At 67.7% G+C, this 17,406-nt stretch carries 15 protein-coding genes; 10 read left to right on the forward strand and 5 right to left on the reverse strand.

Features of this window, described 5'->3' with window-relative positions:
* Window positions 1-89: 89 nt before the first annotated feature.
* Window positions 90-689, forward strand: a complete 600-nt coding sequence (locus ACFWXC_RS00940) for a TetR/AcrR family transcriptional regulator (protein WP_384470929.1) — start codon at window positions 90-92, stop codon at window positions 687-689.
* A 135-nt stretch (window positions 690-824) separates the two neighbouring features.
* Here the strand turns inward: ACFWXC_RS00940 and ACFWXC_RS00945 are convergent, their stop codons facing one another.
* The 3 genes from ACFWXC_RS00945 to ACFWXC_RS00955 are packed head-to-tail and all read right to left on the reverse strand — an operon-like array spanning window position 825 to window position 3,272.
* The gene (locus ACFWXC_RS00945; RefSeq protein WP_384470932.1) at window positions 825-1,985 is read right to left on the reverse strand and encodes an acyl-CoA dehydrogenase family protein; all 1,161 of its coding nucleotides are present in this window, start codon (window positions 1,983-1,985) and stop codon (window positions 825-827) included.
* A complete protein-coding gene (locus ACFWXC_RS00950; RefSeq protein ID WP_384470935.1) occupies window positions 1,982-2,575 on the reverse strand; it encodes a carboxymuconolactone decarboxylase family protein in 594 nt (197 codons plus the stop codon). Before ACFWXC_RS00950 ends, ACFWXC_RS00945 begins: the two co-directional genes overlap by 4 nt.
* A gap of 37 nt (window positions 2,576-2,612) precedes the next feature.
* A complete protein-coding gene (locus tag ACFWXC_RS00955) occupies window positions 2,613-3,272 on the reverse strand; it encodes a cupin domain-containing protein (protein ID WP_384470938.1) in 660 nt (219 codons plus the stop codon).
* Window positions 3,273-4,318: 1,046 nt separating this feature from the next.
* Between ACFWXC_RS00955 and ACFWXC_RS00960 the strand changes: the two genes are divergently transcribed.
* The 7 genes from ACFWXC_RS00960 (at window position 4,319) to ACFWXC_RS00990 (ending at window position 13,243) form a co-directional block, all read left to right on the forward strand.
* Window positions 4,319-6,565 carry an MMPL family transporter gene (locus ACFWXC_RS00960; RefSeq protein WP_384470941.1) on the forward strand — a complete coding sequence of 749 codons (2,247 nt, stop codon included), beginning with the start codon at window positions 4,319-4,321 and terminating at the stop codon, window positions 6,563-6,565.
* A gap of 133 nt (window positions 6,566-6,698) precedes the next feature.
* A complete protein-coding gene (locus ACFWXC_RS00965) occupies window positions 6,699-7,922 on the forward strand; it encodes a sensor histidine kinase (RefSeq protein ID WP_384470944.1) in 1,224 nt (407 codons plus the stop codon).
* Entirely contained in the window at window positions 7,919-8,596 is a 678-nt protein-coding gene (locus ACFWXC_RS00970) for a response regulator (RefSeq protein ID WP_384470947.1), read from the forward strand. The genes ACFWXC_RS00965 and ACFWXC_RS00970 overlap by 4 nt, the downstream gene beginning before the upstream one ends.
* A 199-nt stretch (window positions 8,597-8,795) precedes the next feature.
* A complete protein-coding gene (locus ACFWXC_RS00975) occupies window positions 8,796-9,665 on the forward strand; it encodes a fumarylacetoacetate hydrolase family protein (protein WP_384470950.1) in 870 nt (289 codons plus the stop codon).
* 350 nt (window positions 9,666-10,015) lie between these two features.
* Window positions 10,016-10,990 carry an MFS transporter gene (locus ACFWXC_RS00980; RefSeq protein ID WP_384470953.1) on the forward strand — a complete coding sequence of 325 codons (975 nt, stop codon included), beginning with the start codon at window positions 10,016-10,018 and terminating at the stop codon, window positions 10,988-10,990.
* Window positions 10,991-11,174: 184 nt separating this feature from the next.
* Window positions 11,175-12,197, forward strand: coding sequence for an ornithine cyclodeaminase family protein (locus tag ACFWXC_RS00985; protein WP_384470956.1), 1,023 nt, complete (start codon window positions 11,175-11,177; stop codon window positions 12,195-12,197).
* A 29-nt stretch (window positions 12,198-12,226) separates the two neighbouring features.
* Window positions 12,227-13,243, forward strand: a complete 1,017-nt coding sequence (locus tag ACFWXC_RS00990) for a dihydrodipicolinate synthase family protein (RefSeq protein ID WP_384470959.1) — start codon at window positions 12,227-12,229, stop codon at window positions 13,241-13,243.
* A gap of 82 nt (window positions 13,244-13,325) precedes the next feature.
* Here ACFWXC_RS00990 and ACFWXC_RS00995 read toward each other — a convergent pair whose 3' ends face one another.
* Together ACFWXC_RS00995 and ACFWXC_RS01000 are read right to left on the reverse strand one after the other, a co-directional pair.
* Window positions 13,326-14,345, reverse strand: a complete 1,020-nt coding sequence (locus ACFWXC_RS00995; RefSeq protein WP_384470961.1) for a LysR family transcriptional regulator — start codon at window positions 14,343-14,345, stop codon at window positions 13,326-13,328.
* 154 nt (window positions 14,346-14,499) lie between these two features.
* Window positions 14,500-15,534, reverse strand: coding sequence for an aldo/keto reductase (locus ACFWXC_RS01000; protein ID WP_384470964.1), 1,035 nt, complete (start codon window positions 15,532-15,534; stop codon window positions 14,500-14,502).
* 167 nt (window positions 15,535-15,701) lie between these two features.
* On the opposite strand from ACFWXC_RS01000, the gene ACFWXC_RS01005 reads away from it, so the two are divergent.
* On the forward strand, window positions 15,702-16,184 hold the full coding sequence (locus ACFWXC_RS01005) for a flavin reductase family protein (protein ID WP_384470967.1): 483 nt from the start codon (window positions 15,702-15,704) through the stop codon (window positions 16,182-16,184).
* A 180-nt stretch (window positions 16,185-16,364) separates the two neighbouring features.
* The gene (locus ACFWXC_RS01010) at window positions 16,365-17,306 is read left to right on the forward strand and encodes a fumarylacetoacetate hydrolase family protein (RefSeq protein WP_384470970.1); all 942 of its coding nucleotides are present in this window, start codon (window positions 16,365-16,367) and stop codon (window positions 17,304-17,306) included.
* The last annotated feature ends 100 nt before the right edge of the window (window positions 17,307-17,406 follow it).

Below are 17,406 nucleotides of genomic sequence, written 5' to 3' on the forward strand. Positions count from 1 at the left end.
CAACGAGCGCGCCGTCGCCTCTCCATGACGTGAGCACGGCATCGTATTATGGTACGGAACCGTACAGTTTTATCGAGGGGTTTTCTGGCATGCACGAGCAAGCAGTGCGCAGCGCTGTCCGCCGTCCGCGTATGACGCCGGATCGTGCGAGCGAACTCCTTGACGTCACGCTGGATATCCTGCGTGAGGTAGGATACGGCTCGCTGTCCATGGACCTCATCGCCTCCCGGGGGCGATGCAGCAAGGCCACCATCTACCGGCAGTGGGGCAGTAAGGCGCAGATGGTGGCGGCCGCGGTGGCGGCGCTGCGGCCGGCCGACTCGGTCGGCGGCGATGCGGGAAGTCTCCGCGGCGATCTGCTCTTGCTGTTCGAGCAGTTGGGATCACGGGCGGACAAGGACACGACCATGATCGCGGCTCTGCACCACGCTTTGCTGACGGACGCGAAGCTTGCCGAGGCGTTCCGTGTGTCCATGCTGGAGCCCGCGCGGGAGGAGCTCGCGGGGATTGTCGAGCGTGCGATGCGGCGCCAGGAGCTGCCTGACCGCCCTGGGGCGGCGCAGTTCCTGCCGAGCCTGGTGTGGAGCGCGTTGGTGGCACGCCCCTTCTTCGAGGGCCTCACCGCGGACGCCGACTACCTGGAGCAGTTCGTGGACGACGTCATCTTGCCTGCCCTGCAGCACTCGTGAGCCCTGCCATGTACTTGAGATCAGCGTTATGAGGGCATTCTCGAGCTTCACGCCGCGGCGAACGACGGCGCCCTTGATGGCCGACTCCGCATAGCCGGCCATCAAGGGACGATTCACATCAGGCACCCTCGGGGGCTACCACAACTCCGGGCTCTCGACCCCGAGGCGGAGCTTGCCGTACCGTGCCGCGGATGCGTCCCACTGGACGGCCGCCTGGTGTGATCCAGCGTTGACGTCCCGGTGCATCCGCGCCAGGAAACTCGACTTGAACAGCGCGCCCGCGCCGGAAGCCTCGAAGAGGCGGTTGACGGCGGAGACGGAGAGTTTCGCCGCGTAGCACTGGTTGCGCCAGATACGGGCCCGGTCCAGAGGGGACAGTGCACCGCCGGCAGCGCCGAGCTCGATGAGTTCACGCAGGTCGGTACGGAGAATGCTGCGTGCGGCGTCCGCCTCGGCGGCCGACTCGGCGACGCGGAACTGCCCTCCCGGATCCTCGGCCATCGAGACCCTGTTCGGACCTCGCTTGGTCACCCGCTTCTGGGTGAGGTCCACGAACTCGTTCACCGCCCCCTGCGCGATGCCGATCAGTGGTGTGGCCAGCACGGCCGGCATCACCTCGAACTGCGGAACACCGTAGGAGCCCCGCCCGTGCTTGTCGCGCCACTCCAGGTTGGGCGGGCCGCCCGCCTTCATCTCCCGGTGGCGGGGGACGAACACCGGCTCGTCGATGACGATCGTCTTGCTGCCGGTGCCCTTGAGACCGGAGACGTACCAGTCGTCGTCGATCGATATGTCCGCGCGCGGGACCATCAGGGCGTACAGGGATTTCGATTCCAGGTCGAGGGCGCCGAGCATGACCCAGTCGGCGTGGTCGACGCCGCTGGAGTACGGCCATCGGCCGGAGATCCACCAGCCGTCCTCGACCCGCTTCGTCTGTCCGGTCGGCGCGTACGCCGACGACGAGATGACGTCGGGCGAGGCGAAGTACTCGTCCTGCGCGGCCTCCGAGGCCGTTCCCATCCACCAGTTGTGACTCTGGGACACGGTGTAGAACCAGCTGGTCGCGCCGCAGACCTGGCCGAGCCGCCAGCCGATCTCGAAGCTCGTGTCGATGTCGAGGCCGTAGCCCCCGTACCGGGTCGGGTTGCCCACGCGGATGAGTCCCGCGTCCTTCAGGTCGCGTACCGTCTCGTCCGGGACGCGCCGCAACTCCTCGGTCTCAGCGGCTCGTTCCGCGATGACGGGCAGTAGCTCCTCGGTCCGGCCGATGAGTTCGGCCGCGGTAAGAGTGGTCACGACTTCGCCTTTCGGCCCTTGATGTCCTTCAGGAACTGGCCGACCGGGTCGAGCTTGTACGGCTCCTCGAGTTCGACGTCGAGCGCGGCCATGATGCGGGCTCCGTTGTTGTAGTAGGCGATGTTGAGAACCAGCTCGACCAGTTCCCGCTCGCTGAGGAACTCGGCGGCCGCATTCCACGTCTCCTGCGACACGTGGACCTTGACCGTCGACTCGTACGCGAGCCTGATCACGGCGCGCTCGCGGTCGTCGAAGGCCTCCGACGTCTCGAAGTCGAGGATGCTCGCGATCTGCTCCTCGGTCGCGCCGTGCAGGACGGCGGGACCGGCGTGGTGTGCGATGGCGTACTCCACGCCGGTGGCGTGAGCGACCGTCAGGATCGCCAGCTCGCGCAGCTTGTCGTTGATCACTGTGTCGGCACGCAGCGCCTGCCCATAGGTGAGGGAGGCGGCAAGCACCTGCGGGGAGTGCGCGGTGAGTCGGAAGACGGCGCCTATGGGCTTCGGCCGCTCGGTTTCCAGGCGGTGCCAGGCGGCCTGCGCCTCTGGTGTCTTCATGTCCTCACTGTCGAGGTACTTCACTCGTGCCACAGTGGGCTCCTCTCGGATCTGGCAGTGAAAGGTCAGGTCAGGCCTGGGGCGGCTTGGGCAGTGTGATGGGGGTCGGCGCGAGTTCCCGGCCGTCGACGACGACCGGCTTGGCGTCGACGAGGATGAAGGCGACGGTGCACGACTCGTCGGTCTCGTTGGCCCAGATGTGGTTCGTGCCACGCTGGACGACGACGTCACCGGCCTTCAGCTCCACCCGGTCTCCGCCGTCGAGTTCGAGCACCAGACGGCCGTCGAGGACGATGCCGTAGTCGATCGAGAGCGTTCGGTGCATCGGCGAGCGATGTCCGGGCTCGAGCCGGCCGATCCTGAAGACCGTTCCGCCCGCTACCGTCACGCCTGCCCCGCGCAGCGCGCCATCGGTGTCGTCCATGTTGTCGGCAGGTGATGTGGCGGTCGTCCAGACCAGGTTCGAGAACGGATTCGGCCCGGTGCTCACCTGGTCGCTGATGACCACCGCTCGGCCCTTGTCGTCGTGGCCGGTCACCACACGGCGGATCTCCGGTGCGCTCATGGCGGACAAACACCTTCCCTGGCGGACTGTGCAGTGAGGCTTGGCTCGGTGTGTGCAACGCCGGCCGTTCTCCGGTTCCGCGGCGCTGACTGAAGAAAGCGAGAAGTGCATTTCCTTGCCTTCTCGCAAATGCGTCCTGCCGGAGGTCGATTCAACTTCCGCCATGACTGGTTTCCTCTGCTGATTGTGCATCCAAGCGAGAGGGTTTCGGTAATGGGGAGCGGTCATGCCAGACATGCGCGTTGTTCATACGCGGAGGGGAAGACACCTGGTGCGCTGCATCGGTATTTCACCTGCTTGATTCCGTGGCGGTCAGCGTGCGTCGGGGACGGACTGCAGGGGGCCCCGACGATCGTGCGGGGCAAGGCTGGTGCGGGCGGCTGCGACAGCAAGTCGGCGACGGAAAGCGACAAAGCCGCGGAGCAGAGTGGGCCGATATATGTCGACGTCACCCCAGATCGTGAACACATTCGCTGAGCTGCCGCTGCTGCAATTCCGCAGTGCGCCGAGTGGCCTGGCTGTCCCTTCGCCCGACGAGGATGCGATCGGGGTCCCGCTCCCTCGTCCATCGCCGCTCCACCCCGCTACGACGTGCCGCGCCAAGGCGTCGATGATCAAGTAGCGGGGCGAAGGTGCCGCCGACCTCTCGGGGGAAGCGACGCAGCGGCGCGTGGATCCGGGCCACCCGCCAGCCGCTTGCACAAATGACCCGGCGGCCTGCGTCAGCGAGGTGTCCTGACGGCAACCGCCACCGCGCTGCACCTGTCAGTGCACACGAGAACCTCCTGCTCACCGGGGTGCAAATCGTGGCCGAGATGACGCTGGCCACCGAGTGCCCGGCGTGAACATGCAGGCCGGCCCGGCAACAGCTGCGCCGGGAGTCGAGTGGCGGCTGTCGTACGGCCGGAAACACAGGCAGGTCGCCGGCCCCGCCGCGCGCTGAGTGCCCGGTGGTGAGTCCTCTCTCCGCAGGACCCGTCGTTCTCACGGACTACGTGGACCTCGCCGGACGAACCCGGATCTCCTTCATCGGCAGTAGGCGCGATTGCGTGCCGGGCGACGATGCCGATGAGGCGCCCCGCCACGAAGGATGGCTGCATGCTTCGCGCCTCCCGTCGGAGGCGCACTGCCTACCGCTGCTCCGGTGGCCCGCCGTGCCTTGCGGCGCGCAGGTCGCCCGTTGTCGAGATCCAGACTGGAGTGCCTTCGTCGTGGCCACTTTTCTCTATCGACTGGGCCGAGTGTCGTTCCGTAAACGACACTGGTTCCTGTTGCTCTGGGCGGCGGTACTCGCCGTCGCCGTCTTCGGCGCGGCCAAGGCTCCGGCCGCGCCGAAGGACTCATTCTCCATTCCCGGTACGGAGTCCCAGAAGGCGTTCGACCTCCTGGACGAGCGCTTCCCCGACAGCGGCAGCTCCGACGGAGCCACCGCCAGGCTTGTCTTCGTCGCCCCCGACGGACAGAAGATCACCGCGGCCGGCAACAAGGCGGCGATCGAGCACACGGTGAAGGAACTCGCCGACGGCAGTCAGGTCCAGAGTGCCCTCGATCCCTTCACGACGCATGCCGTGAGCAAGGACGGCACCACCGCCTACGCCACCGTCAACTACACGAAGTCGAACAGCGAACTCACCGACGCCACGACCACCGCGCTCAAGGACGCGGCGCAGGACGCCCGCGACTCCGGTCTGACCGTGGAGATCGGCGGCGACGCCCTGCAGTCGATGGAGATGTCCTCCAGCAGCGAGCTGATAGGTGTCGCCGTCGCGGCAGTCGTCCTGCTGATCGCCTTCGGGTCCATCGTGGCAGCCGGCCTGTCGCTGCTCACCGCGCTGTTCGGCATCGGTACCGGCGTCGCCATCATCACCGCGCTCGCCAGCACCATCGGCTTCTCCTCCACGACCACCACGCTGGCGCTGATGCTCGGGCTCGCCGTCGGCATCGACTACGCGTTGTTCGTGCTTTCCCGGTACCGGTCCGAACGGATGGAGGGCCGGGATCCCGAGGAAGCCGTCGGGCGGGCCGTCGGTACGGCGGGTTCCGCCGTGGTGTTCGCCGGCCTCACCGTGATCATCGCCCTCGTCGGCCTGTCCGTCGTCGGTATCGGGATGCTCACCAAGATGGGCCTGGCCGCGGCGTTCACGGTCCTGATCGCGGTGCTGATCGCCCTGACCCTGCTGCCCGCGCTGATCGGCTTCTTCCCGAAGGCCGTGATGCCCCGGTCCGTGCGCAAGCAGGCCAAGAAGGGGAAGCCGGCCGAGACTCCCGCGCACGGCGCCCACTCGTCGGAGAAGCCGCGCCTGAGCACTCGCTGGGCTCGCTTCGTGATCCGTCGGCCGCTGCTGGTGCTCCTGTTCGGTGTGGTGGCCCTGGGTACCTGCGCCGTGCCGGCGCTCGATCTCCAGCTGGGCAATCCGGGCGACGAGTCGAAGCCCACGTCGACCACCGAGCGCCGGGCCTACGACGACCTGTCCAAGGCCTTCGGTCCCGGCTTCAACGGCCCGCTGACCGTTGTTGTGGACGCCAAGGGCGCCGACGATCCCAAGGGCGCCGCCACGACCGTCGTCGAAGACCTCGAGGCCACGGATGGCGTCGTCAGTGTGACGAAGCCGATGTTCAACAAGGCGGGCGATACGGCCGTGCTCACGGTCACCCCGTCGACGGCTCCCAGCAGCACCGAGACCAAGGACCTCGTCCACACGATCCGGGACGAGGCCGACGGCATCAAGGCCGGCACCGGCGCGGACATGCTGGTCAGCGGCAACACCGCCGTGAACATCGACATGGCCGACAAGGTCACCGGCGCGATCCTGCCCTACCTCGCGCTCGTCGTCGGGCTGGCCTTCCTGCTCCTGATGGTGGTCTTCCGCTCGGTCCTTGTTCCGCTGAAGGCGGCGCTCGGATTCCTGCTGTCGGTGTGCGCGTCGCTGGGCGTGATCGTGGCGGTCTTCCAGTGGGGCTGGCTCGCCGACCTGCTCGGCGTGCAGACGGTGGGCCCGATCTCCAGCATGATGCCGATCTTCCTGATCGGCGTGGTCTTCGGCCTGGCCATGGACTACGAGGTCTTCCTCGTCACCCGCATGCGTGAGGCGTACGTCCACGGCGACCGGCCCGGACAGGCGATCGTCTCCGGCTTCCGGCACAGTGGCAAGGTCGTCGTGGCCGCGGCCGTGATCATGATGTCGGTGTTCGCCGGGTTCATCGGGATGAGCGAATCGACGATCAAGATGATGGGCCTGGGTCTCGCCTCGGCCGTCTTCTTCGACGCGTTCCTCGTCCGCATGACCATCATCCCGGCCCTGCTCGCGCTCCTCGGGGACAAGGCCTGGTGGCTGCCGCGCTGGCTGCAGAAGATCCTGCCGAACGTGGACGTTGAGGGCGAGAAGCTGAACCGGGCAGTCGAGTCCGCTCAGGGCGCCGGGTCCGACGACGCGGAGCGCGAACCGAGCCGCGTCTGACCGCCTCCTGGTCTTGCACGGAGCGGTGGGCCACCCCCTCCAGGAGGGACGGCCTACCGCTCCGCCGCGCGTCACGAGCGTCATCGGGGATGCTGGTGGAACAGGGAACAAACAAGGGACACGGCTGAAAGACATGATGATCAGCGACTGGCGCGACAAAGCGCGCCGCCACCCACGTGCGGCGGACGGTGCCCTGGCCGTGGCCACCTTCGCCATGGGAGTCGTCGCGAACGCCCTGCCTCCGGGGAGCCCCACGCACCTGAGAGTTCCCGCCACACACGTGGTGGTGATCGTCGCCGTGGGAGCGCTGTCCCTGTTCCTGCACCGCGGTCACCCACGGCTCACAGCGGGGCTCACCACGGCGTGTGCGCTTGTCCTGGCGCTCAGCGGCATCCAGCTCAACCCGCTGCTGCAAGCGCCGTGTCTCGTGGCACTCTTTTTCCTCGCCCTCCGCACCGATCGGCGTACGGCCCGGGTCGGAGCGGTCACCGCCACCATGACCCTGCTCGCGGCCACGCTGGCCCGCGACCCCGAGTCCCCCTGGGGGCTCGTCATCGTCGGGATGATGTCGTGGACGCTGCTGCCCGGAGCACTCGGTGACGCTGTGCGCAGCAACACCGAGTATCTCGCCGCCGCCGAGGCCCGGGCGGAGCTCGCCGAGCACACGCGCGAGGAGGAAGCCCTTCGCCGGGTGAGCGAGGAGCGCCTGCGGATGGCCCGCGATCTCCACGACGTGGTCGCTCACCACATCGCGCTCGCCGCCACGCAGGCCCGTACGGCGACGTACCTCATGCATCACCACCCGGAGCGCGCACCGAAAATGATGGCGAGCTTCGTCGACTCCACCGATGAAGCGCTGAGGGAACTCCGGGCGACCGTCGGGCTGCTGCGCCAGAAAGGGGACACCGACTCCCCGCGGGACCCGGCCCCCGGACTCGCCCAGCTTCCGACCCTGCTGGAATCCTTCGAGCGCGTGGGACTGAGTGTGCACGTCATCACCGAAGGGGAAGCCCGCCCGCTGTCGCCCGGTGTGGAACTGACGGCATACCGGGTCGTCCAGGAAGCGCTGACCAACGTCACCAAGCACGCGGGCACCGCCAACGCCACGGTGCGTCTCACCTACACCCCGAGCTGGGTGACCATCAGCGTCGACAACGACGGCCGAGCCGACGTCGCGGCACCCCTCCCTGATCGGGTCTCCGGCTACGGGCTGATCGGCATGCGGGAACGCGCACAGTCCATCGGCGGTCGGCTGCAAGCCGGGCCCAGGGCGGAGGGCGGCTTCACCGTCACGCTGGGCCTCCCGATGCACAAGAAGGCACAGCATCCGAATTCCGAGGAGATACCGCTCCAGTGACCATCCGCGTACTGCTCGCCGACGACCAGGCCCTCGTCGTCGGTACGTTCCGCCTCCTGATCGATCTGAGCGAGGACTTCGAGGTCGTGGGCGTCGCCGCCAACGGCAGAGAGGCCGTCGACCTGGCCCGCGCCACCCGCCCCGATGTCGTCGTCATGGACATCCGTATGCCGGTCCTCGACGGAATCGCGGCAACCGCCGAGATCACAGCGGACGAGACGTTGCGCGCCACGAAGGTGCTCGTCCTCACCACGTTCGAGACCGACGAGTACGTGGCCGAGGCCATCCGCGCGGGGGCCGCCGGATTTCTCGGCAAGGGCATCGGGCCGGAGGAACTCTTCGCGGGCATCAAGACGGTGGCCGGCGGCGACGCGCTCCTGTCGGCCACCGCCACGCGAGCGCTGATCTCCCAGTTCCTCGCCCCACCCGAGGCCAGTGGAGCCACCGTTCTCAGCGACGACGTGCTTCCCGAACTCACCGCGCGAGAGCGGGAGGTGGTCGCCGAGGTGGCGGGCGGCCTGTCCAACGACGAGATCGCGCAGAAGCTGTACGTGAGCCCGCTGACCGTCCGTAGCCACGTCCAGCGCGCCATCGCGAAGCTCGACGTGCGGGACCGGGTTCAGCTCGTGGTGCGGGCCTACCAGTCCGGCCTGGTCCGGGCCTCACGCGAGTAGAGCGGGAGCATCCGAATACCGCCCCCTGCGCCTACTTCGCCGTCATGGAAACCATGAATAGCTCGGATGAACACCGTGCGTTTTGAGAGGGCTTGGATTTGGCTCCGGTACCGAACAAAGTGGGGGTATGACTTTCGGACTCGGTACTTTCTCCGCTGCGGACGGTATTCCTTTTCCCGGTTTGGTGGTCGATGGTCGTGTGTACGACCTGCGGCCTGAGTTCAGCGACACGCTGTCGATGCTGAACGACTGGGACGCCTCGCTGGACCGGCTCCGCGAGCTGGCCGTCGCGCCACTCGGGAAGGGCGTGGCGCTCGACAGCCTCCGCCCGCTCCCGCCGGTGGCCTCCGGCCAGGTGCTGTGCGGCGGCGCCAACTACTACACACACCTGGAACAGATGCACCGCTCGATGCTGCGCAACCGTGGTGACGAGCGGCCGGACGAGGAACTGCTGGCCGAGGGACGGAAGTTCGCCCGGGGCCGCAGGGATGGCGGGGCGTTCGTCTTCGCAGGCCTCCCGAGCGCTCTGAGCGGGGCCACCGACGACGTCGTGCTGTGGGGGCCTGGCGAGCAGCACGACTGGGAGCTCGAGCTCGCTGTGGTCATCGGTCGGGCCGGCCATTACATCGCCGAGGAGAACGCGCTGGAGCATGTGGCCGGCTACACGATCTCCAACGACATCAGCACCCGCGACGTGATGAGGCGCCCCGCCCTTGGGCCGATGACCGATTTCCTGACGTCCAAGGTGCGTCCGGCGTTCTTCCCCACCGGGCCCTACCTCGTACCGCGCGAGTTCGTCGACGACTACCGCCGGCTGCGCATCACCCTGAAGGTCAACGGCGAGGTGATGCAGGACGAGAGCGTCGACGACATCATCTTCGGCGTCGAGGAACTGGTCGCCTACGCGTCCACGATCGTGGAGCTGCGCCCCGGCGACCTGCTGCTGACTGGTTCACCGGCCGGTAATGCCGGTCACCACGGCAACCGCTGGCTCGTCCCCGGCGACGTCATGGAGGGCGAGATCACCGGCCTCGGCATCCAGCGCAACCGCTGCGTGAAGTCTGCGTGATGCGCATCCGGTGCAGGCGTGGGAACACCGCCCGGCCTGCACCGCTCCATTGTCGAGCTCGGCTTTTGATGGCTGCGCAGCGGATCACCGGTAGCTGGCCGTGAAACCGGCCGACAGAAATGGTCGGCGCCATCTCACGGTCGGGACTTTCACCGACTCCGACAGGGTCACCCGTCTGCGCCCGGTCATCGACGGCCTTGCGCACGAACTGCGTCGACTGGCCGAACACCCGCTCGCCGAGAGCGCCTGGACCCGCTCCGAGCCCGAGCCGTCTCGCCCCAGCCACCCGCACCGAGCCGGTTGTCGCGGACACCCGGAGCAGGCCGCACGCAGCGGCGGGAAGAGGAAGCGTGAGCAACGAGACATCGAACGAGGCGCGCGTGGAAGCTCCTCGAACCACGGTGGAAGCTGAAGTCGCAGAAGGAGAGACGCCCGACGCGCGGCCCCTTGACGCACAGGCCCCGGATGCGAAGCCGGAAGGTGCCCAAGCCGCCGCTGATGTGGGCGCCAGGCTGGCACGGCTGCCGTTCACCGGCCACCACCTGCGGACGGCGATCATCCTCGCCCTGGGGGGTATCGGCGCCACCTTCGGCCTCACGGCGATGAACGAGGTGAAGACCGCCCTGCGCGACACGCTCCACATCAGCCTCGTCCAGGCCGGTTGGGCCGGTGCGATCGCCATCGTGGGATCGATCGTGGGCGAGCGTCTCACCGCGGTCTTCGCACAACGCCTCGCTCCCCGAAGGGCACTCGCACTCTCCCTCGTCGCGTACGGCACGTTCAGCTCCGCGTCCGGACTGGCTTGGGACTACACCAGTCTGCTGGCCTTCCGCGCACTCTTCGGTCTCGGCGTGGGAGCCATGATTTTCCACCTCGCCGCGACGGTCCGCGAGTCCATCGGATCGCCTCGCCAACGAGCCCTCGCCACCGGGGTGCTGATCTGCCCGGCCTTCGGCTTCATGTCCTCCCCGATGGTCGCTTCCGCGGCCCGGCACCTGTTCTCCGACGAGACCGCCTGGAGGGTGACCGTGCTCGCCGGAGGCTTTCCCCTGCTGGTCGGTCTGTACGCTCTGGCCCGCTGGCCGGAGTCGCCGCGCTGGCTGGCGGCCCACGGGCGCTACGCCGAGGCCGACCGCATGGTGCGCGGCATCGAGGACTCCCTCGTACGGAAAGGCGTTCACCTGGAGGAGCCTCGGAGCAGGCCCCGGGTCGAAATCGCCCCTCGGGTGCCCAAGGTGTTGTCCCATCCGTATGCGCGCCGCACGCTGGCCTGCGTGGCGCTGGGCCTGGGAGTCTTACTGACGCACAACATGTATTTCAAGTAGCCAGCGATATGGTTCAGTACGGGGCACACCGTTCTGCAATCCATGAGTAGATTTGCGGCGCGAATAACAGACATTCTCTGAATTCATTTCTGATTGCACTGCGGCCCTGCGCAGACTGGTGGTCGCGAGGGCGGGCGTACATGCCCTGCGTGAGCAGATCAACGGTGTCAGGAGAGCAAGCACGATGAATGCACGGGTTGGCGACGCACCGTACTTCGTGTCGAACCAGGCGGCGGAGACCGTCTTCGACATGGGCGAGGCGATCAGTGCGCTGCAACGCGCCTACGCCGGCCCCGTCACCCTGGCGAACAGCCCTTCCCGGACGAATGTGCGCGGCGAGGGGCTGGATTTCCGGGTACTGCCCGCTGCACCCGCGGGCTCGCGGTACTTCGGCGCCAAGATGATGGGCGTCACCTTCCAGCCCGGCGGAGGCGGGTTCAAGGGCGCCGGCTACGTCATCGTCCTGTTCGACCGCGAGAAGAGCGAGATCGGGGCGTTCGTCGACGGCAAGTTCATCACCGGGTACCGGACGGCCGCGACCTCCGGGGCGGCCCTGGACCGTCTCGCGGATCCCGGGCCCGTCCGGCTGGGTGTGCTCGGCAGCGGCTTCGAGGCCACGACGCATGTGCGGGCCTTCGCGAAGGTCCGGAAGATCAGCGAGATCACGGTCTACAGCCCGACCCCGGAACGCCGCGCCGCATTCGCGCGGACGACGGCCGAGGAGCTCGGGATCCCCTGCGTCGCGGCGGAAAGCCCGGAGGCGGCCCGGGAGTACTTCCGCGAGAGAGCCGACGTCGTCCTCGCCGCCGCACGCTCCCACGGCGAGAAGCCGATCCTGTTCGGCGACGACCTGCGTCCCGGCACGACCGTGGTCTCCATCGGCTCGACGGCCCCGCACCAACGTGAGCTGGACGTCAGTGTCGTCGAACGCTGCGACGTCATCGTCTGCGACGACGTGGCCGAGGTGACGGAGCAGACCGGCGACCTGATCGCCGCCGACGAGGCCGGTGTCTCCTTCCGGGACAAGTGCGTCTCGCTGCACGCCCTCATGAGCGGTGAGGCACAGGCGGCCGTGGGCCGAGCCGGCATCCGGATGTTCAAGTCGGTCGGCGGCGGCCTCCAGGACGTGGTGACGGCCGGGATCGTGCTGGACAAGGCGGTGGCGGCAGGGCTGGCCGTTCCGCTGCCGGCGCACTTCGCCCACTGACCGACCGCCCGGAGACAGGAGAGGAACCCATGGCGTCGTACACCCGCGAAGAGGCTCGTGACTGGGCCCGCGCACACCTCAAGGGCGTGATCAATGTGATCATCCCGTCGTTCACCACTGATCTGGAGGGAATCAACGAGGCCGCTGTCCGCAACGACGTGCGCAAGCAGTTCGAGTACGGCTTCGACGGCGCGCTCCTCGTCTCCGAGGTCGTCCTCAGCCTCGACGAGTACCGCCGGTTCTGCGAGGTCGCCGCGGACGAGGCGAAGGGCGGCCAGACCTTCGTCCACCACTCCGCCTGGAGCACCCTGGAGCAGGCCCGGAAGGCACTGCGGGTGGCGGAGGACACCGGCGCGGAGCTGGTCCTGCTGACCTATCCCCCGGGCTTCTACCCGACGTCCGAGGAGGACGTCTACACCTACACGAAGGCCATCTGCGACTCGACGCGCCTGGCCGTGATGCTGTTCCCCGTGCCCACCTGGGGTTTCGGCTCACGGATCCATCCGTCCGAGATCCCGGTCGGGTTGATCCGGCGGCTCATCGACGACTGCCCCAACATCGTCGCCATCAAGGCCGAGGGCGGCGCGCCCACGGCGATGGGCCTGATCGAGTGTTACCGGCACTTCGGCGAGGAGATCGTCATCAGCTGCCCGATCGAGGCCGAGCTCATTCCCCTCGCCCAGGTCATGCCCATCGAGCTGTCCGCCACCAGCGACCACGAGTACTACGGCCCGATGATGCCGCGGATCATGAAGCATCTGCAGGCCGGTGAGTTCGACGCGGCGACGGATCTGTTCTGGCAGCTCCAGCCCGCCCGCAAGGCGAAGATGGGTACGGCGTCCGCCCATGGCCTCGGGCTCATCAACCGCACCATGTGGAAGTACCAGGCTTGGCTGCAGGGTTACAGCGGCGGACCGCTGCGCCACCCGACCATGCGGATCCACGACGCGCAGATGAACGCCCTGCGCAGGGGCCTCGTCGCCGCGGGTCTGGAACCGACCAAGGACCTCGACAGCGAGTTCTTCGTCGGTCGTTACCCGAGCTGAAGCCGGTGAGGGAAGGGTGGGCCGACCCCTTGCACGGACCGCCCCTCCCATGGCCATCGACGACGAGGAAACACCCTCCGGCTCACACCGCCGTGAGCATCCGCCGGTCAGGATCGGGCCCCGCCAGGGACGGCTCGGGGATGCCGGCGGCGACGTCCATGATCATGCCGCGCAGCCAGGCATGGGCCGGATCGGTGTCGGCCAGATCCGTCCAGTACATCGTCTCGTGCAGGTCCGGCGCCTTGAACGGCGGCTCCATGATCCTGATGCCGGCCATCTCACGGAAGTGCTCGGCCAGGCGCTCCGGAACGACGGCCACCAGACGGGTTCCCCTCACGAGGAAGGGGGCCAGGGTGAAACTGTCGGCGATCACGTCCGAGTGGTACACGGCGGACAGATCGCCCGCCGATCGCGGGCCCATCAGGCCGACGAGATTCCCGGTGAACGACCCGGCACCGGGTCGCTGCATATGAGGGTTGCCGAGCCAGGACTGCCAGGCGATCGAGAGATGGGGCAGTGATTCGAACTGCTCCGCGGTCAGTTCGTCGCCGACCTCCGGATTGTCCGCGGAGACGATACACACGAAGCGATCACTGAACAGCCGCTGCGAGTGAACGCCGTCCAGGTCCAGGTTGGGCCCGATGACGAGATCGATCCCGCTCTGCCCGAGCAGCCGCTGAATCTGGTCGTTGAACTGGCGCGTCTCCAGACCGACCCCCGGCGCCTGCTTCGCGGCCCGGCACAGGGCGGGCTGGAGCAACAGCAGCATGGCGTAGTCGGACATGACCACGGAGAACCGGCGAGCCTCGACAGCCGGGTCGAAGGTCCGGCGGTGCTCGATCGTCCGCTTGATCCGGGCGACCACGTCACTCACCGGCTCGATGAGGTCCTGCGCCAGCGCCGTCAGCTCGTACTGCCGGCCGACCCGGACGAGCAGTTCGTCACCGAACATGCGCCGCAACCGCCGAAGCTCGGCGCTCACGGCGGACTGCGTCAGATTGAGCTGCTCGCCCGCTCTGGTGACACTGCGCGTGCGCAGCAGCGCATCCAGCGCCACCAGCAGATTGAGGTCGAACTTCCGGAGATTTGCGCCTGGCGCCATAACCACCTCGCCGTGCGTTCACAGAGCCCGTCGGCATGCCGAGCGACTCTGGAAGCGGATCATGTTTAGTACGATACGGTTCCGTACTAAACATGGAGCGTAGGTGTAACGCGGGAGAAACGCAACAGCTCCATACGAGGTCAGGAAGTGAACGTCAGGCGGACTGTCCCCCCTCGGCCAGCAGGGCGTTCACAGCCGTACGCTCTTCGTCGGTCAACGGTTTCGTCGCCGCGGCGACTTGCGGCGCCAGGGCATCGGGCGAGCGCGGGCCGACCAGCAGTGAGGTCACCGGCTTGTGGGCGAGGACCCACGCCTGGGCGAGCTCGCCCATCGTCCGGCCTGCCGCCTGTGCCACGGCCTGGAACCGATCGAGGAAGGCGAAGGTGGACTCCGTCCAGTACATGTCCATGTACCGCTGCAGGGAGCCGAGGCCGGTCGGTTTCGCGGAGTCCCGGGCGAAGCGGCCGGTGAGCAGATCACCGGCGAGCGACTGGTGCGCCAGGACGCTCACGCCGGCGGCCCGCGCCGCGGGGAGGTACTCGGTCAGCGCCCCCCGCTCGAGGATGTTGAACCGGGTCTGCACGCACTCGTACCTGCTCACTCCGAGCTTGTCACTGGCCCACAGCGCCCGGTACAGCTGCCACGGGGCGGTCTGCGACACTCCGAGGTAGCGCACCTTGCCCGCCCGGACGAACCCCTCCAGGGTCTCCAGCGTCTCCTCGATCGGCGTCTCGTAGTCCCAGAAATGGGGTGCGTAGACGTCGATGTAGTCGGTGCCCAGCCGCCGCAGGCTGGCTTCCAGCGCCTGGGTCAGATGCTTGCGCGACAGCCCCCGCGAGGTGGGAGCGATGCCCTTGCGCCACAGCGCCGCGTGATCCAGCGCGCCGTCGCCGTGCGTGGCGTTCAGCTCCTCGCGGCCGAGCGGGACCTGAGGCGTTCCCACCCGGTAGCCCGCCTTGATGATCAGCACCGCGTCGTCGCGCCACGGCCCGAGGTGCTTTCCCAGCGCCTCCTCGGCCGCTCCGTCGCCGTACACGTCGGCCGTGAAGAAGGTGTTGACACCGCTGTGCCGCGCCGCTGCGATGACATCGGCGGCCTCGTCCTCGGGCAGGCCCTCGCCGAGATACAGCCCGCCGAATACGAGACGCGAGACCTTGAGTCCCGTGCGCCCCAGGTTGCGATATTCCATGCGCTCCCGCCCATCGCCTCTGATGCCTTCCGGCTTTCCAGTATCGACAGGGAACCGCACCGGCGGTCATCATTATCGGTCATACCAGGCATGAATAGATTCCCTTTTCCGTCAGCCTTTCCGGCGTTCACGCGCTGCTACGGTACCTGTGAAAAAGGGAGGACCGAATGGCAATAGACCAGATTGCGTTTCGCCACGCGATGACGCAGTTCGGCAGCGGCGTGACCATTCCCGTCACTGTCGACGACGCGGGGCAACCACGCGGATTCACGGCCAACAGCTTCTGCTCCGTGGCGATGGACCCGCCCCTGGTCCTGGTGTGCCTGGCCCATGGCGCCGAGTCCTACCCGGTGTTCCGCGACGCTCAGCGGTACGCGATCCACGTACTCGGCGCCGACCAGGGCCCGGTCGCCCTGCGGTTCGCGGAGAAGCGCACCGACAAGTTCGAGGACGACCAGTGGACCACGGGAGCGGACGGGCTGCCCGAGCTGCGCGGTGCGCTGGCCCGTGTCAGCTGTGAAGCCCACGCGGTGTACGACGGCGGTGACCACGCGATCCTGGTCGGCCGGGTCGTGGAGGCGGCCGTCGACGACATGGAAGGCCGGCCCCTGCTCTACTTCCGGCGGAAGTTCCTCGACGCCGCGGCATGATCACGGCCCGATGGACCACGGCCACAGCGTTCCATTCTCCATGAACTAATTCCCACCCCTGTGTGCGGTCCACTTCGGTTGAACCCCCGCCAGGCAATGTCGGGCGTGAATGTCTCATATTCACGCCGGTCATCGGACCATGCCTTGGACGACTGCACATGACCAAGTGAAGGTGTGCACATGTCTTTCGCAATAGGGACGTTCTCCGGCGCCGACGGCGTCGCTTTCCCCGGACTCGTCGTCGACGACCGTGTCCACGATCTGCGACCGGAGTTCACGGACACGCTGTCGATGCTGAGGGACTGGGACACCACCCTGGTGCGGCTGCGCGAGCTGGCGGCCGCGCCTCCCGGCGTCGGCCAGTCCCTGGCGAACCTGCGGCCCCTTCCCCCGGTGGAGCCCTCCGGTCAGGTGCTCTGCGCCGGCGCCAACTACTACACGCACCTGCGCCAGATGCACTTCTCCCGGCTCAAGCGCCTGGGTGACCCGCGGCCGGACGAGGAGCTGCGCGCCGAGTCGGCGCGCGTGGCGGCGGAGCGGCCGCACGGGGAACCGTTCATCTTCGCCGGACTGCCCAGTGCCCTGAGCGGAGCCGACGACGACGTCATTCTGTGGGGCCCGGGGAAGGACCACGACTGGGAGCTCGAACTCGCCGTCGTCATCGGCAAGGGCGGCCGTGACATCGCCGAGGAGGACGCGCTCGACCACGTCGCCGGTTACACGATGTCCAACGACGTCAGCACCCGCGACGTGATGAACCGGCCCAACTTCGGGATGACCGACTTCCTGGCGACGAAGGTCCGGCCGACGTTCTTCCCGACCGGCCCCTACCTGGTCCCGCAGGAGTTCGTCCCGGACTACCGTGCTCTGCGGATCATCCTGAAGGTCAACGGCAAGATCATGCAGGACGAGAGTGTCGACGACATCATCTTCGGCGTCGAGCAGCTCGTCTCCTACGCCTCGCGCCTGGTCGACCTCCGGCCGGGCGACCTCCTGCTGACCGGTTCCCCGGCGGGCAACGCCGCGCACAACGGGGGCCGTTGGCTGGTGCCGGGTGACGTCATGGAGGGCGAGATCACCGGCCTGGGAGTCCAGCGCAACCTCTGCGTGAAGCCATCCTGACCCGGACAGAAGTCCGGCACCCCATTGCAGGGACTTCCTCCGGCTCCTCGTCGAGGGTAGGGCAGCCGGCAGGAAAGATCAGCGGGGCCCACACTCCCAC

It is taken from the genome of Streptomyces sp. NPDC058683, assembly GCF_042716195.1.
Taxonomy (GTDB): domain Bacteria; phylum Actinomycetota; class Actinomycetes; order Streptomycetales; family Streptomycetaceae; genus Streptomyces.

What these genes read in the sequence shown, in the direction of transcription:
- ACFWXC_RS00965 (WP_384470944.1), top strand. Translation starts at nt 6,699, where the DNA reads ATGATGATCAGCGACTGGCGCGACAAAGCGCGCCGCCACCCACGTGCG.
- ACFWXC_RS01005 (WP_384470967.1), top strand. Translation starts at nt 15,702, where the DNA reads ATGGCAATAGACCAGATTGCGTTTCGCCACGCGATGACGCAGTTCGGC.
- ACFWXC_RS00985 (WP_384470956.1), top strand. Translation starts at nt 11,175, where the DNA reads ATGAATGCACGGGTTGGCGACGCACCGTACTTCGTGTCGAACCAGGCG.
- ACFWXC_RS00995 (WP_384470961.1), bottom strand. Translation starts at nt 14,345, where the DNA reads ATGGCGCCAGGCGCAAATCTCCGGAAGTTCGACCTCAATCTGCTGGTG.
- ACFWXC_RS00955 (WP_384470938.1), bottom strand. Translation starts at nt 3,272, where the DNA reads ATGGCGGAAGTTGAATCGACCTCCGGCAGGACGCATTTGCGAGAAGGC.
- ACFWXC_RS00990 (WP_384470959.1), top strand. Translation starts at nt 12,227, where the DNA reads ATGGCGTCGTACACCCGCGAAGAGGCTCGTGACTGGGCCCGCGCACAC.
- ACFWXC_RS00940 (WP_384470929.1), top strand. Translation starts at nt 90, where the DNA reads ATGCACGAGCAAGCAGTGCGCAGCGCTGTCCGCCGTCCGCGTATGACG.
- ACFWXC_RS01010 (WP_384470970.1), top strand. Translation starts at nt 16,365, where the DNA reads ATGTCTTTCGCAATAGGGACGTTCTCCGGCGCCGACGGCGTCGCTTTC.
- ACFWXC_RS01000 (WP_384470964.1), bottom strand. Translation starts at nt 15,534, where the DNA reads ATGGAATATCGCAACCTGGGGCGCACGGGACTCAAGGTCTCGCGTCTC.